The organism is Pseudomonas sp. GL-B-19, assembly GCF_019956415.1.
Lineage (GTDB): Bacteria > Pseudomonadota > Gammaproteobacteria > Pseudomonadales > Pseudomonadaceae > Aquipseudomonas.
Window position 1 is genome coordinate 195,340 of the sequence record NZ_JAHBDK010000020.1, and the last position, 14,515, is coordinate 209,854.

Annotated in this window: 18 protein-coding genes; 6 read left to right on the plus strand and 12 right to left on the minus strand. The window is 58.3% G+C overall.

Features of this window, described 5'->3' with window-relative positions:
• Positions 1 to 13: 13 nt before the first annotated feature.
• From modC to KGB06_RS07635, 4 genes are all read right to left on the minus strand, one after another.
• Complete coding sequence (gene modC, locus KGB06_RS07620) at positions 14 to 1,093, minus strand: molybdenum ABC transporter ATP-binding protein (protein WP_223513424.1); 1,080 nt, start codon at positions 1,091 to 1,093, stop codon at positions 14 to 16.
• A gap of 3 nt (positions 1,094 to 1,096) precedes the next feature.
• Complete coding sequence (modB, locus tag KGB06_RS07625; RefSeq protein WP_223513432.1) at positions 1,097 to 1,777, minus strand: molybdate ABC transporter permease subunit; 681 nt, start codon at positions 1,775 to 1,777, stop codon at positions 1,097 to 1,099.
• Positions 1,778 to 2,545: a molybdate ABC transporter substrate-binding protein gene (modA, locus tag KGB06_RS07630; protein ID WP_223513435.1), complete on the minus strand. Its 768-nt coding sequence runs from the start codon at positions 2,543 to 2,545 to the stop codon at positions 1,778 to 1,780.
• Positions 2,546 to 2,824: 279 nt separating this feature from the next.
• Positions 2,825 to 3,889 carry an NAD(P)H-dependent flavin oxidoreductase gene (locus KGB06_RS07635; RefSeq protein ID WP_223513437.1) on the minus strand — a complete coding sequence of 355 codons (1,065 nt, stop codon included), beginning with the start codon at positions 3,887 to 3,889 and terminating at the stop codon, positions 2,825 to 2,827.
• A gap of 187 nt (positions 3,890 to 4,076) precedes the next feature.
• Here KGB06_RS07635 and KGB06_RS07640 point away from each other — a divergent pair, with 187 nt between their 5' ends.
• The gene (locus KGB06_RS07640; RefSeq protein ID WP_223513440.1) at positions 4,077 to 5,060 is read left to right on the plus strand and encodes an MDR family oxidoreductase; all 984 of its coding nucleotides are present in this window, start codon (positions 4,077 to 4,079) and stop codon (positions 5,058 to 5,060) included.
• On the opposite strand, the gene ada is transcribed toward KGB06_RS07640, so the two are convergent.
• The 5 genes from ada to KGB06_RS07665 all read right to left on the minus strand — a co-directional run bounded on the left by ada (position 5,061) and on the right by KGB06_RS07665 (position 8,187).
• Positions 5,061 to 6,125 carry a bifunctional DNA-binding transcriptional regulator/O6-methylguanine-DNA methyltransferase Ada gene (ada, locus tag KGB06_RS07645; protein ID WP_223513443.1) on the minus strand — a complete coding sequence of 355 codons (1,065 nt, stop codon included), beginning with the start codon at positions 6,123 to 6,125 and terminating at the stop codon, positions 5,061 to 5,063.
• Positions 6,126 to 6,212: 87 nt separating this feature from the next.
• On the minus strand, positions 6,213 to 6,878 hold the full coding sequence (gene alkB / locus KGB06_RS07650; RefSeq protein ID WP_223513445.1) for a DNA oxidative demethylase AlkB: 666 nt from the start codon (positions 6,876 to 6,878) through the stop codon (positions 6,213 to 6,215).
• A 3-nt stretch (positions 6,879 to 6,881) separates the two neighbouring features.
• Entirely contained in the window at positions 6,882 to 7,550 is a 669-nt protein-coding gene (locus tag KGB06_RS07655; protein WP_223513447.1) for a 2OG-Fe(II) oxygenase, read from the minus strand.
• Between the two features lie 128 nt (positions 7,551 to 7,678).
• A complete protein-coding gene (locus tag KGB06_RS07660) occupies positions 7,679 to 7,849 on the minus strand; it encodes a hypothetical protein (protein WP_223513448.1) in 171 nt (56 codons plus the stop codon).
• 35 nt (positions 7,850 to 7,884) lie between these two features.
• The gene (locus KGB06_RS07665) at positions 7,885 to 8,187 is read right to left on the minus strand and encodes a DUF1883 domain-containing protein (RefSeq protein WP_007946189.1); all 303 of its coding nucleotides are present in this window, start codon (positions 8,185 to 8,187) and stop codon (positions 7,885 to 7,887) included.
• Between the two features lie 212 nt (positions 8,188 to 8,399).
• On the opposite strand from KGB06_RS07665, the gene KGB06_RS07670 reads away from it, so the two are divergent.
• On the plus strand, positions 8,400 to 8,756 hold the full coding sequence (locus tag KGB06_RS07670; RefSeq protein ID WP_223513450.1) for a hypothetical protein: 357 nt from the start codon (positions 8,400 to 8,402) through the stop codon (positions 8,754 to 8,756).
• 72 nt (positions 8,757 to 8,828) lie between these two features.
• Entirely contained in the window at positions 8,829 to 9,059 is a 231-nt protein-coding gene (locus KGB06_RS07675) for a hypothetical protein (protein ID WP_223513452.1), read from the plus strand.
• Positions 9,060 to 9,069: 10 nt separating this feature from the next.
• Here the strand turns inward: KGB06_RS07675 and KGB06_RS07680 are convergent, their stop codons facing one another.
• Complete coding sequence (locus KGB06_RS07680) at positions 9,070 to 9,351, minus strand: hypothetical protein (protein WP_223513455.1); 282 nt, start codon at positions 9,349 to 9,351, stop codon at positions 9,070 to 9,072.
• Between the two features lie 139 nt (positions 9,352 to 9,490).
• Positions 9,491 to 9,679 carry a hypothetical protein gene (locus KGB06_RS07685; protein ID WP_223513458.1) on the minus strand — a complete coding sequence of 63 codons (189 nt, stop codon included), beginning with the start codon at positions 9,677 to 9,679 and terminating at the stop codon, positions 9,491 to 9,493.
• Positions 9,680 to 9,961: 282 nt separating this feature from the next.
• Here KGB06_RS07685 and galU point away from each other — a divergent pair, with 282 nt between their 5' ends.
• Both galU and gorA read left to right on the plus strand, forming a co-directional pair.
• On the plus strand, positions 9,962 to 10,801 hold the full coding sequence (gene galU, locus KGB06_RS07690) for a UTP--glucose-1-phosphate uridylyltransferase GalU (protein ID WP_008155104.1): 840 nt from the start codon (positions 9,962 to 9,964) through the stop codon (positions 10,799 to 10,801).
• 132 nt (positions 10,802 to 10,933) lie between these two features.
• Positions 10,934 to 12,292 (plus strand): glutathione-disulfide reductase, encoded by a 1,359-nt coding sequence (gorA, locus tag KGB06_RS07695; protein ID WP_223513461.1) that lies wholly within the window; start codon positions 10,934 to 10,936, stop codon positions 12,290 to 12,292.
• On the opposite strand, the gene KGB06_RS07700 is transcribed toward gorA, so the two are convergent.
• Positions 12,289 to 13,299 carry a DNA-binding protein gene (locus tag KGB06_RS07700; RefSeq protein WP_223513464.1) on the minus strand — a complete coding sequence of 337 codons (1,011 nt, stop codon included), beginning with the start codon at positions 13,297 to 13,299 and terminating at the stop codon, positions 12,289 to 12,291. The two genes, gorA and KGB06_RS07700, sit on opposite strands and share 4 nt — an antisense overlap.
• 178 nt (positions 13,300 to 13,477) lie before the next feature.
• Between KGB06_RS07700 and KGB06_RS07705 the strand changes: the two genes are divergently transcribed.
• On the plus strand, positions 13,478 to 14,416 hold the full coding sequence (locus KGB06_RS07705) for a site-specific integrase (RefSeq protein WP_223513468.1): 939 nt from the start codon (positions 13,478 to 13,480) through the stop codon (positions 14,414 to 14,416).
• Positions 14,417 to 14,515: the final 99 nt, after the last annotated feature.

Here is a 14,515-nt window from a genome sequence, read left to right on the forward strand (position 1 = left end):
GGTGCCGGCGGATTTAAGCCAGGACCGCCACCGCTTTGATTTGTGCCCAGAGTTGCTGGCCGGGATGCAGGCCCAACTGGTCTCGGGAGTAGCGGGTGATACGTGACAGCAAGGGTGTGCCGGCGGCGTTCAGGCGGATCAGCACATGGGCGGCGTTGTCGGCACCGATTTCACTGATTACCGTCACCGGCAAGCGATTAAGGATGCTGCTTTGCTCGACGCTTCGCAGGCTCAGGCTGACATCGCGCGCGTGTACCTTGCAGCGCAGCGCCTGCCCCAAGGGCATGGGCGCGTGGGCGACGCGAATGCCCAGATCGGTATCGGGTAACTGCAAAGTCAGCAACTGATAGTGGGCGTCATAGGCGCTGACATGCCCTTCGATCACCACTCCGGCGTCGTCGCCCAGCGCCATTGGCAGGTCCAGGCGAGCGAGGGTTTCGCCGATGGGGCCGCTGGCCAGTGCCTTGCCTTCGCTCAGCAAGACGATATGGTCGGCCAGCCGCGCGACCTCATCCTGCGAGTGGCTGACGTACAGCACCGGGATGTCCAACTCATCGTGCAGGCGTTGCAGGTAAGGCAGGATTTCGTTCTTGCGCTGACTGTCCAGCGCCGCCAGCGGTTCGTCCATCAACAAAAGTTTCGGGCTGGTGAGCAGCGCGCGGGCGATGCCGACCCGTTGCCGTTCGCCGCCGGAAAGATGCTGCGGGTGACGCTCCAACAGGTGCCCGATCCCCAGCAGTTCCGTGGCATGGTCCATGTCGACTCGGCGCTGCTGTTTCGGGATGCGCTTGAGGCCAAACTCCAGATTCGCCAACACCGACAGATGGGGAAACAAACTGGCTTCCTGAAAAACATAACCGAGCGCGCGTTTATGCGGCGGCACGAAAATCTTGTTGTCGCTGTCCTGCCAGATCTCATCGTTGATCTGGATAAAACCCTGTTGCGCCCGTTCCAGCCCCGCAATGCAGCGCAGGCAGGTGGTCTTGCCCGAGCCCGAGTGTCCGTAAAGCGCCGTCACGCCACGACCAGGCAATTGCAGGTCCACGTCCAGGGCGAACCCCGAATAGCTCAGTTTCAGACGCATATCGATCATCGATCAGCTCCAGCCTGCTTTGGTTTTACGGCCGGAATAGAGCACCAGCAACACTGCAAAGGAGAACACCAGCATCGCCCCGGCCAGCCAATGGGCCTGGGCGTACTCCATGGCTTCGACGTGATCGTAGATCTGTACTGAAACCACGCGAGTCTTGTCCGGGATGTTGCCACCGATCATCAATACCACGCCGAACTCGCCGACGGTGTGGGCGAAGCCGAGAATCGCAGCGGTGATAAAACCGGGTCGGGCGAGGGGCAGGATCACGCTGAAGAAAGTGTCCCATGGATTCGCGCGCAAGGTCGCGGCGACCTCTAATGGACGAGTGCCAATGGCGGAAAAGGCGTTTTGCAGCGGTTGAACCACGAATGGCATCGAATACAGCACCGAGCCAACGACCAGCCCCGCAAAACTGAATGTCAGGGTGCCAAACCCCAGCGATTGGGTGAACTGACCGACAAAGCCGTGAGGCCCCAGCGCCAGCAACAGATAAAAGCCAATCACCGTGGGCGGCAGGACCAAGGGCAGGGCGACTATCGCCCCGACCGGACCGCGCAACCAGGAACGGGTGCGCGATAGCCATAACGCAATCGGAGTGCCGATGACCAGCAGGATGGCAGTCGTCAGGGACGCCAGTTTGAGGGTCAGCCAGATGGCGGAGAAGTCGGCACTCGTCAGCGTCATTTAGAGTTGGTAACCGTAGGATTTGATGACAGCGGCGGCTTTCGGACCTTTAAGGTAGTCAACCAGTGCCTTGGCGGCCGGGTTGTCCTTGCCTTTGTTGAGGATCACCCCATCTTGTTTGATCGGGTCGTGCATGTCGGCTGGAACGATCCACGCCGAACCGCCGGTGACTTTGCCGTCTTTGTAGATCTGCGACAAGGCGACAAAGCCAAGTTCGGCGTTGCCGGTGGAGACGAATTGATAGGCCTGGGTGATGTTCTGGCCCTCAACGATTTTGTCCTTGACCTTGTCGGTCAGCCCCAGCTTGGCCAGTACCTGAGTCGCGGCCAGGCCGTAAGGTGCGGCCTTGGGATTGGCGATGGACAGATGCTGATATTGATTGTCGCTCAGCACTTTGCCCTTGGCATCGACGTAACCGTCCTTGGCCGACCACAAGGCCAGGGTGCCAATGGCGTAGGTGAAGCGCGAACCCTTGACCGCGTCGCCTTCGGCTTCAAGTTTTTGCGGCGTGGTGTCGTCTGCCGAGAGGAACACTTCGAACGGCGCGCCATTCTTGATCTGGGTGTAGAACTGGCCGGTTGCACCATAAGCCGCGACCAGTTTGTGCCCGGTGTCTTTTTCGAAATCGGCAGCGATGGCCTGAATGGGGGCAGTGAAGTTGGCCGCGACAGCGACCTGGACTTCGTCCGCATGGGCGGCTCCGAAAGCGAAGACTGCGATCAGGCTGGTGAGGCACGCAGGGGCAAAACGTGAGGCACGAATGGTCATGAAACGGCTCCGTGGTAGGCGAGTGCTGCAAGGGGTAAATCGCTATATAGATGAATATATAGCGAAAAGCCTGTAAACGGAATGTGTTGGTTTCTGAGTGGGGAATCGGTATTAGCCGCGCTCAACCTTGTAGCAGCTGGCGAAGCCTGCGTCCGGTTGCGAAGCAGCCGTAAGATCAGGCAACTCGGTTGTATCAGATACACCGTGGAGGCAGGGTTTACGACGGCTGCGCCGCCGGACGCAGCCTCGCGGGCTCGGCAGCTGTCACAGGGGATCGCTTTATCGACCGAGCAGCTTGGCCAGTCCTGCATCCGCCAAGTGTCGGGTCAATTCTGCAGCCGTCATTTCAACGCCTAACCTGAATGCCTGCCCAGCCCACAGATTGCTGAAATCCGCTTCGTCCTTGGCTCGCAACGGCATCAGCGCACCACCGGCGAGTGGGAAGGTCGGCGCTTTATCGCTGATCGGCCCGAGTTCGCGCATCACCCGATTGAGAATGCCGCGTGCCGGGCGACCTGTGAAAATGTTGGTGACGGCGGTCTCGCTTTCTTTGGCGGTGCGCAACGCTTTGTAGTGCGACCGGCTGACCTTGGCTTCTGGCGTGAACAAGTAAGCCGTGCCCACCTGCACCGCCGAAGCGCCCAACACAAAGGCTGCCGCAACACCCCGCGCATCACTGATTCCACCGGCTGCAATCACCGGCACTTTCACGGCATCGACAATTTGAGGCACCAAAGCAAAGGTCCCGACCTGGCTGCTCAGATCGTCACTGAGAAACATCCCGCGATGACCACCGGCCTCGTAACCCATGGCGATGATTGCGTCACAGCCCTGCTGTTCCAGCCAGACGGCTTCTTCGACCGTGGTGGCCGAGGACAGAATTTTCGCGCCGGTGGCTTTTACCCGATCCAGCAGGGATTTTTCCGGCAAACCGAAGTGAAAACTGACCACTCCAGGGCGAAACTCTTCGACGACCTCACAGGCCGCGGCATCGAATGGTGCTCGATTGGATACCGGTGTCGGCGCATCGAAATCGACGCCCAGTTCCCGGTAGTAAGGTTCCAGCAAGTTCTTCCAGTCCCGGGCACGTTGCTCATCCGGAGCCGGAGGTTGATGGCAGAAATAGTTGATGTTGAACGGGCGCTGGCTGTGTTGGCGAATCGTCTTCAGCTCTTCGCGCAGTTGCTCGATGCTCAGCATCGCCGCTGGCATCGAGCCCAGACCGCCAGCGTTACTTACCGCGACGACCATGGCCGATCCATTGGCGCCGGCCATGGGGGCCTGGATGATCGGCAGTTCGATACCGAGCAGGTCGAGAATGCGGGTGTCTGGCCATTGGCTCATTTGAATGATGCTCCGACGTCAAAACAGGACAGGGACGGTAGAACCGGTTTTTTACCAGTTATCGCGGGTGAAGGACCAGTCGACTTTTGGCTGGTCAGCGGTTTGGCTTAAAGTCTGGTACGGCGAAATGTTTCTTTGTGGTATTTCAAGGGTCCCACATTCTGATTGATTCCATTGAGAGGCAACGATGTTCAACGGTATTTTGATCGACAAAGACGACAGCGGTTACCGGGCCACACTGCAAGAGATCAATGACGAGCAACTGCCCGAGGGTGATGTGACGGTACGCGTGGCGTACAGCACCCTGAACTTCAAGGATGGATTGGCAATCACCGGCAGCAGCCCGGTGGTGCGAAAATTCCCGATGGTGCCGGGGATCGATCTGGCCGGCACTGTCGAAGTCAGTGAGCACCCGGACTACAAGGTCGGTGATCAAGTCGTGCTCAATGGTTGGGGCGTGGGCGAGGGCCATTGGGGTGGATTGGCGCAGAAGGCACGCCTGAATGGTGACTGGCTGATTCCACTGCCAAAGGAATTTACCAGCGCTCAGGCCATGGCGATTGGCACTGCGGGCTATACGGCAATGCTGTGCATCCTGGCGTTGGAGCATAACGGCGTGACGCCGGAGCAAGGCGAAGTGCTGGTGACCGGTGCCAATGGCGGTGTAGGCAGTTTCGCCATCGCGCTGCTGAGCAAGCTGGGTTATCGCGTCGTGGCATCCACCGGGCGAACGACCGAACACGAGTACCTGAAACGCCTGGGCGCCAATGAAATCATTGACCGCGCCACGTTGTCCGAACCCGGCAAACCGTTGGCGAAGGAGCGTTGGGCGGCGGTCATTGACTCGGTCGGCAGCCACACCTTGGCCAATGCCTGCGCCAGCACCAAGGCTAACGGCACGGTCGCGGCGTGTGGACTGGCGCAAGGCATGGACTTTCCGGCCTCGGTCGCACCATTCATTTTGCGCGGCGTGACATTGGCCGGGATCAACAGCGTGACCCAGCCCAAGGCCAGACGCGTACTGGCCTGGAATCGGCTGGCCAAGGACCTGGACTTCGCGTTGTTGTCACTGATCAGTCATGAAATCGGTTTGAGCGAAGCCATCGATGCCGCGCCGCGCTTGCTCGCCGGGCAATTGCGCGGGCGGGTGGTGGTCGATGTGAATCGCTGATCAGCGCGTCTCGCGTTCCAGCAAAACGCGTTTGCGCTCAACCCCCCAGCGGTAGCCCGACAGGTTGCCGTCGCTCCGTACCACGCGGTGGCAAGGGATCGCCACTGCCAGACTGTTCGCGCCGCACGCCTGGGCCACGGCGCGAACGGCTTTTGGCGAGCCGATGCGTAGGGCGATCTCGGCATAACTGGCGGTGCTACCGGCGGGAATCTCGCGCAAGGCTTGCCAGACGCGCTCCTGAAACGCCGTGCCGCGCACGTCCAGCGGCAAGTCCAGGCCAAGGGCCGGAGCTTCGATAAATCCTACAACCTGAGCGATCAGTTGCTCGAATTCATGATCGGCACCGATCAGATGGGCGCGGCGAAACTTATCCTGTAGATCGCAGACCAGTTGGTGTGGATCATCCCCCAGCAGAATCGCGCAAACCCCGCGTTCACTTTGCGCCACCAGAATGGCTCCCAGGGAACACTGTCCGACGGCAAAACGGATGTCGGTATTTTGTCCTGCGGCGCGGTAGTCACCTGGCTTCATGCCCAACAGATGATCCGCTGCTTCATAGAAACGACTGTTGGAATTGAAGCCGGCGTCATATAGGGCATCGGTGACCGTGCCGCCGTCCGCCAGACGTTCACGAACCTTGCGCGAACGATGGGCCGTGGCGTAACCCTTGGGTGTCAGCCCCGTAACGGCTTTGAACACTCGATGGAAGTGGAAACTGCTGAGGCCTGCTGCGTCCGCCAGTTCATTGAGCGCCGGCAGATTTTCGGCGGATTCGATGTGCCGGCAGGCCGCGGCAACAGTGGCCGCGTGTTGGGCGGCGACGTCACTTTGATCTTTTACGGCGCGTTTGCTTGGACGATAACCCGCCGCCTGGGCTTGTTCCGGCGTGTCGAAAAACTCGACATTTTGCGGTTTCGGCAAGCGCGCCAGACTGCTGGGGCGGCAGTAGATGCCGGTGGTTTTTACCGCATAGACAAACTGCCCGTCTGCGGCCGGATCGCGCGCGACGACCGCGGCCCAGCGAGGATCGATCTCGGTTGCTGTTTTAGTCGAATGCGTTGTCATGTCTGTATGTCCATTGACCCGTTTCATGCAGATTAATCAGGCAGAAGGGGCGTCGCACTCCGGGTCTTGCGGTCAAATTCGAGTGCTTCATCCGGCCGTGCGAAAAGTGAAGTTGATCCTTTGTTCGCCCAGTCTCGGATGATGACCATCCTTGATCGGTAGTACGCCGTGATAGCGCAAACGGTCCACGCCACCCCAGACCACGATGTCGCCATGCAGCAACGGAACGCGCTGGCTTTTATCGCTTCGTTCAAAACCGCCAAACAGGAAGGTCGCCGGCAATCCCAGCGACACCGAAACGATCGGGGCTGCGTAGGAGCCTTCGTCTTTGTCCTGGTGCAATGACATCCTGGCCCCAGGGACATAGCGATTGATCAAGCAGGAATCGGGCACAAAATCCGCGAATCCTGCTTCACGCGCCGCTGCTTGTGCCAGTTCGAAAAATACCTCCGGCATCTCGGGCCAGGGTTGCCCGGTCAGTGGGTCATTGCGCGTGTATTTGTAGCCGCTTCGATCAGTGGTCCAGCCCAAGGCGCCACAACTGCTTAACGCAACCGACATGGTAAAGCCGCCGGGCGTGACCATTTGTCGAAACGGTGCGGCCGCTAAAACCGCGTCCAGTGCGGTCAGTAACGGATTCAGCCGGGGCAGGGCGAAGCCGCGCAAGATGCAGGCTTGTTCGCCGATCTGCTCGCGCCTGGGCGGCTGCTCGGGTTCTACGTTGGCAAACATATCCAGAGTGGTGGGGCTCATGGGTCATAACGCATCGTGAAAGATGATTCCAAGGGTATGCCGTTTTCCGCTATGCACGCGACTCACGCCGTGGCGCATGTTCACTCGGTAATAGCCGCGAACACCTTTGACCGGCCGCTGGCTGACGGCAAAGATCAAGGCATCGCCTTTCTTCAGGTCAATGACCTGAGGGCGTGACTGCATTCGGGGGCGCTGTTCGGTCAGGACGAATTCGCCGCCGGTAAAATCTTCGTTGGGTGCTGACAGAAGAATCGCCACTTGCAACGGGAAGACGTGTTCGCCGTACAGATCCTGATGCAGGCAGTTGTAGTCCTGCGGGCCATATTGCAGCAACAAGGGCGTCGGACGTTCCTGACCGGCGGCATGGCAGCGTTGCAGAAATGCTTCGTGCGTGTCAGGAAAGCGAGTCGGCAGGTCCATCCATTCGTACCAGCGATTGGCAATTGGCACCAGTCCGGGGTAGAGCTCGCTACGCAAGCGGGCGACGGGATCCGGCAGGGGGTACTTGAAGTACTTGTACTCGCCACGACCAAAACCGTGACGAGCCATGATCACCTGTGAACGAAAGAGCTCAGGCTGCCCGTAAAGGGCGCTGATTTCGTCGCAGACCTCGGCACTCAGGAGTGATCGGATAATGGCGCAGCCATCCTGATCGAGTTGTTGCTCCAGCATGATCTGACGCCTTCACCAAAGGTTGAGGTGGTCAGTCTAGGCCGTGGTGACAGGGTGAACACCCCGGTGCTTGCGGTCAAACTTCAGAAGCAGGAGCAGACATTCATGCTGTCGCTCCGGGGGGGCTGTTACAGCGCTTTGCTGACGCTGATCTCGCTGATGACGTCGTCGCTCTGGCTATGAATGACCTCAAGCGCAGCCTTGGCTTCATCTGCGGTGCCGTTTTCAAGCTGGGCAAACTCGAAGCGGCGTTCACCGTTGAGTTTGTATTTGATGACGTACTTGGTCGTTTGGGCCACGGTGATACCTGCTTTACTTCATGTGCGGACGTTAATCAGCTCAGTTTTGTGCTGGAGCGACGGATGATCTTGATCGAGTGCGTCAGGGTCGGTTTGCGGGTCACGCTGATCGGCCGGCGGTTGACCGTGTCGATGGTGATGTTCCAGAAGCCGGTGCTCGGCGCGGTAATCCGGGCCGGGAAGGTGTCGAATGCGCCGCCGTGGTAAGTGTGACGACCGCCATTCTTGAAGCTTCGGAAGTTGGCGTCGTTCATCAAGCGGATGTTGCACGTTTGGGAGCACTGGATGACGACGATGTCGTCTTCATTGAGGTGCTCGCGCTGGTGGATAAATTTCATGAGGCGCCTCCAGAAGGGCTTATTCTACAAAATCAAAACGATAGCTTGGGCGATGGGCGCAGTTTATCAGCCCGTACAGGTTATTATCGGGTCGTCGCGCTCCGTTTTGACAATTAAAACCGGTTTTTCGGCATTCCATGAGCGATAAAAGTGGTCCGCCTCGGAGAAAATCAGCCTTTGTGCTGTCCGAGGGTCTTTATCGGAGGTTTTGTATGAAGTGGGGTGTGTTAGTCCTGCCGTTGGCGTTGGTCGTGAGTGGCTGCGCGAATGTTTCGGAGATCGATGAGACGCTGCCGACCATGAACGTGATCTCAGGCAAGAAGCCCCATGAGTACGCGCAGTGCCTGGTTGAGCATCTGGCCGAGAGTCGTGGCGCCTTGCAGTTGGAACCGCAAAAAGACGGGATGCGTGTGATCGTTCCGGCGAAGTTCTCGTCGGCGCCGGCAGCCGTCTTTGACATTGAAAATCGCTCCGGTGGCAGCAGCATCAAGCTGCATGAGCGGATGTCCAATGTACCGGTGCGTCCCAAGGATGTGCAGAAAGCCGCCAATACCTGTATTTCCGGCTGATAGACTAGCGACAATTTACATCGATGCCGTCAAGGCTACGCTTTGACGGCATTGTCATTTCTGGAGTCAGGCATGAAGCGAGAGCAGGTTCGGGAGCGTCATGCAGAGGGCCACATCTCTGCCACCCATGTGATTCAAAATCCGGCGAACCCGGGGGAATGGATCGTGTTTTTCAAGAAAAGCGCCGGGCGCAGTTATTTTCTGGTGGACGATAACGATGAAGTCGAGTCCTTCAGTCGTCTCGACGACTTGATCGAGGCCGTGCGGGGCCTCGGGATCAAATTCGCTGAAATTCATATGTAACGTCGATACCTTACTTGCAGACCACGACAACGCTGCGGTTCTTGAAATTGCCTACATCGACACCCAGGGTCTTGTCACTTTCTTTGGTTGATGGCGTGCCGTCGGTCCCGACAATTCGGTAGCCGGTGCCAGCGCAAGAGGTATCGGCTTTTTCGTAGCACGTGGCCCAGGAGTTGGCTTCGCCGGAGCAGTCGATGGTCAGCCCCTGCTCACCATTTTTCAGATAAGTCGTTTCCGAGGTGGCGCAGCCGCTCAGGGCCAATACTGCAATCAGAGGCAAAAATTTAGTCATGTCGTTGTCGTCGTCAGGATGATGGGGCTAAGCCTGTGACAGCGCTGGCTTCAAAAGGTTATAGCGAAGGGCCACTTCCTCTCGTTTAATCACAAAAAAGCCCTGCGCGAAGCAGGGCTTGGTCAAAAACCGGTTCAGATCAAGTCTTGTCTTTACTGCGGCGTTTGACGGGCGGGTGTTCCAGCTCCAACACGGATGCCACCTCAATCGCCAGCTTTTCGGTAGGGAATGGCCCGGTGATAGTCTCGGTGCCGCCGAAGTTCTCTATCCACCATTGGCCGTCTTTCTGTTTGATCAGGAACCCGTTGACGCTTTTTGCTTCCGACATCTATCTGCCTCGTTGGCTGGTTCAATTGCGCAATGATAGCGCCAAATGCACTCAGAAAGTGCCGATGGGCGTATGGTGGTGCGATTGCCTGTCTGGTGGAACTGCCAGTGTGGGTTCGAAGTTATCTGCTATCTATTAGAAGCTGCCGCACGATCTGCGGAACTATCCGCGGGAATATTTCTCTATGTTGGCATCGGTTAGCCAGTGCGGGGCATTGTAAGGTGCGCGCCGCCTGATTAGACTGCGCCGAAACTCGTACACACAGCCCTTTCAAGGACTTTTATGATCAAGAAATGCTTGTTCCCAGCAGCCGGTTACGGTACTCGCTTCCTGCCAGCGACTAAAGCCATGCCCAAAGAAATGCTGCCGGTGGTAAACAAGCCACTGATCCAGTACGGCGTCGAAGAAGCACTGGACGCTGGTCTGACCGAAATCTCCATCGTCACCGGTCGTGGCAAGCGCGCCCTCGAAGACCACTTCGACATCAGCTATGAGCTGGAAAACCAGATCAAGGGCACCGACAAGGAAAAATACCTGGTCGGCATCCGCAAGCTGCTGGACGAGTGCTCGTTCTCCTACACCCGTCAGACCGAAATGAAAGGCCTTGGCCACGCGATCCTGACTGGTCGCCCGTTGATCGGTGACGAGCCGTTTGCCGTGGTGCTGGCGGACGACTTGTGCGTCAACCTCGAAGGCGACGGCGTACTGACCCAGATGGTCAAGCTGTACGAACAGTACCGCTGCACCATCGTCGCGATTCAGGAAGTGGATCCGCAGGAAACCAACAAGTACGGCGTGATCGCCGGCGAGTTGATCGCTGATGACCTGTACCGTGTACGCAACATGGTTGAGAAGCCGGCCCCGGAAGACGCTCCGTCGAACCTGGCGATTATCGGTCGTTACATCCTGACTCCTGACATCTTCGAGCTGATCAAGCAAACCGAGCCAGGCAAAGGTGGCGAGATCCAGATTACCGATGCGCTGATGAAGCAGGCGAAAAACGGTTGCGTGATTGCCTACAAGTTCAAGGGCAAGCGTTTTGACTGCGGTGGCGCTGAAGGCTACATCGAGGCGACCAACTTCTGCTTCGAGAACTTCTACAAGACTGGCAAGGCTTACTGATAACGCCTGACCCACTTGTAATGAAAAGCCACCTTCGCAGGTGGCTTTTTCATTTCTGGCCCCCATATCGTTTGCAGTACTTGCCCGGCGGACGTCTGCGGGTATGCTTGTGGACTGCCGAGGAGATTGAAAATGGCCTTTGATTTTGATTTGTATGTGATTGGCGCCGGCTCCGGTGGTGTGCGCGCTGCGCGCTTTGCCGCCGGTTTTGGCGCGAAAGTGGCCGTGGCCGAGAGCCGCTACCTGGGCGGCACTTGTGTGAACGTCGGCTGCGTGCCGAAAAAATTGTTGGTTTACGGCGCGCACTTCGCCGAGGACTTCGAGCAGTCGTCCGGTTTCGGCTGGACACTGGGCGAGGCACAGTTTGACTGGGCCACGCTGATCGCCAACAAGGACCGCGAGATCAATCGCCTGAATGGCATTTACCGCAACTTGCTGGTCAATAGCGGCGTGACCTTGCATGAAGGTCACGCCAAAATCGTTGACCCGAACACGGTCGAGATCAATGGCGAGCGCCACACCGCTAAAAATATTCTGATTGCGACCGGTGGCTGGCCGCAGATCCCGGAAATTCCGGGGCATGAGCATGCAATCAGTTCCAACCAGGCCTTCTTCCTCAAGGAGTTACCGAAGCGTGTTCTGGTAGTGGGCGGCGGTTATATCGCCGTTGAGTTCGCGGGCATCTTCCACGGGCTGGGCGCCCAGACCACGTTGCTGTATCGCGGTGAGCTGTTCCTGCGCGGTTTCGATGGGGCGGTGCGCAAGCATTTGCAGGAAGAGCTGACCAAGCGCGGCATGGACCTGCAGTTCAATAGCGACATCGAACGTATCGACAAGCAACCTGATGGCAGCCTGAAAGTGACGCTCAAGGATGGCCGCGAGCTGGAGGCGGATTGTGTGTTCTACGCGACCGGTCGGCGTCCGATGCTCGATAATCTCGGCCTGGAAAACACCGGCGTCAAACTCGACAAGAAAGACTTTATCGAGGTCGACGAGCAGTTTCAGACGGCCGAGCCCTCGATCCTGGCGCTCGGCGATGTGATCGGTCGAGTTCAGCTGACGCCGGTCGCCTTGGCCGAAGGCATGGCCGTGGCGCGACGCTTGTTCAGGCCTGAGCAATATCGCCCGGTGGATTACAAGATGATCCCGACCGCCGTGTTCAGCCTGCCGAACATCGGCACCGTTGGCTTGAGCGAGGAAGACGCCCGCGAAGCCGGCCACGAGGTGGTGATCTACGAAAGCCGTTTCCGCCCGATGAAGCTGACCCTGACTGAATGCCAGGAGCGCACGCTGATGAAGCTGGTGGTAGATGCCAAGACCGACAAGGTTCTTGGCTGTCACATGGTCGGGCCGGATGCCGGCGAGATCGTGCAGGGGCTGGCCATTGCCTTGAAGGCTGGGGCGACCAAGCGCGACTTCGACGAAACCATTGGTGTGCACCCGACGGCCGCCGAAGAGTTCGTCACCATGCGCTCGCCCGTCGCAGGTTAATCGTCCTTGGCTGCGTCTGGCGTTGTCGCAACGACGGCCGCCAGGCGCACGCTTTCATCCAGGCTCGCCTGAGTCTTGAGCAGTTCGATTTCCAGCACTTTGTTTATCTGCGACTGCTCGTCGACACGCTGCTTCAGCGACTGACTTTCCAACAGTGCGACGCGCAAGCGTTCCTGGAGGAGGGTGCGCTCGCTGTCGATGCGATGGACCTGTTCCAGCAATTGGTCCTGTCGGCTATTGGTTTGCTTGAGTTGATCCTGCAACAGGCTCAGCTCTCTCTGGGCGCCCCGGTTTTCGGTGAACAAACGCTCATTGTCGCGGTGCAGTTGAGTGATCTCGTCCTGGCGAACCATTGCGCTTTGCTGCGCCTGACGCAACTCCATTTGAATCTGCTGCACCTGGCTTTCGTGGCGGCTTTGTTCCTGCTCGCGCTGCTCCTTGACGGCATTGCGGTAGTGCTCCAAGGCCTCGCGCGCATGCAGGTGCTTTTCTTCCAGAGAGCGGATCTGCTCGTCCTTGTCCTGCAGGCGTAATTCGAAGCCGGCCAACGCCTGACTCAGCCCGGCGTTGCGGGTCTGCTCGGTCTGCAACATCGAGCGGGTTTCTTGAAGTGACTCTGATTCCTGTGTCAGCGCCAGGCTTTGCATCTCGTACTGCTGATGCAATTCGGTGTTGGTTTTCTGTGCGTCTGTCAGTTGGCTTTCCAGCGCTTTGCGCAGCTGATCGAACTGCTCACGAGCCTGGTCGATGGGTTCCTGGGCCTTCTCCTTAAGGCGTTGAGCCAGGCGTGAAACCAGTCCCGCCAGCTCGTCATCGATAGGTTCTGGCGCGGGCTCGGCGCGTTCTCTGCCGTCGTCCAGCTCCTTCAGATAGCGATGGATCGTGGTTTTCGAACCCGTGTTGCCCATTTCGATCCGTACTGCATCGATGCTTGGATTTTCGCCGCGGGCGAGGATCGCCAACCGTGCCGCTTGCACCACTGCTTTATTTACGCCGCCACGAGCCATGAGTTCTCCTACGATTACGTACTGTGGTACATGCCACTAAGGTGCGCAGTGTACCATCGAAAAGATAAAGATAAATGATGTCAGTTTGTCATGCGGGATATACTGGTATTACCCCGTGTGATGAGCTACACGGCGCGATTGCACCCGCCAACGCGGTACGTTTTAGAGAGTTGAGCCGATGACTGAGCTGGATCGTTACCTACAGGCCGCCACGCGCGACAACACCCGCCGCAGCTACCGGGCGGCCATTGAGCATTTCGAAGTCAGTTGGGGCGGGTTTCTGCCTGCGACTGCCGACAGCGTCGCGCGCTATCTGGTGGCATATGCGGGGGAGTTATCGATCAACACGCTGAAGTTGCGCTTGTCGGCGCTGGCGCAGTGGCACAACAGCCAAGGGTTTCCCGATCCAACCAAGGCGCCGGTGGTACGCAAGGTCTTCAAAGGCATTCGCGCGTTGCACCCGGCCCAGGAGAAACAGGCTGAACCTTTGCAGCTCCAGCATCTGGAGCAGGTGGTTGCCTGGCTGGAACAGGAAGCGACAGTGGCCAAGGCGCAGCAGGATCAACCCGCACTCCTGCGGGCTCGGCGCGACATGGCGCTGATCCTCTTGGGATTCTGGCGCGGGTTTCGTAGTGATGAGTTGTGCCGTGTTCAAATCGAACACGTTCAGGCGATCGCCAGTTCCGGTATCACGCTCTATTTGCCGCGAACCAAGAGTGACCGCGAGAATCTTGGCAAGACCTACCAGACCCCGGCCTTGCAGCGCCTTTGCCCGGTGAATGCCTACATTCAGTGGATCACCGAAGCTGCACTGGTTCGCGGGCCGGTTTTTCGAGGCATCGACCGCTGGGGCCACTTGAGCGAGGAGGGCTTGCACGCCAACAGTGTCATCCCGCTACTGCGCCAGGCGCTGGAGCGTGCCGGCATTCCCGCCGAGCACTACACCAGTCACTCCTTGCGACGCGGGTTTGCCAGTTGGGCTCATCAAAGCGGTTGGGACTTGAAGTCGTTGATGAGTTACGTGGGCTGGAAGGATATGAAGTCCGCCATGCGCTATGTTGAAGCCAGCCCGTTTCTCGGCATGGCCCGACTCGCCGAAAAGCCGTTGGCGCTGTAGATCACGTTTTCTTCTATTAATACCGTCGGTTAATAGCGAAAACAAATCAGCAGCATGAGGTTTGCCAATGAGTCTTTCAGGGATCGAGTCGGTAGGATT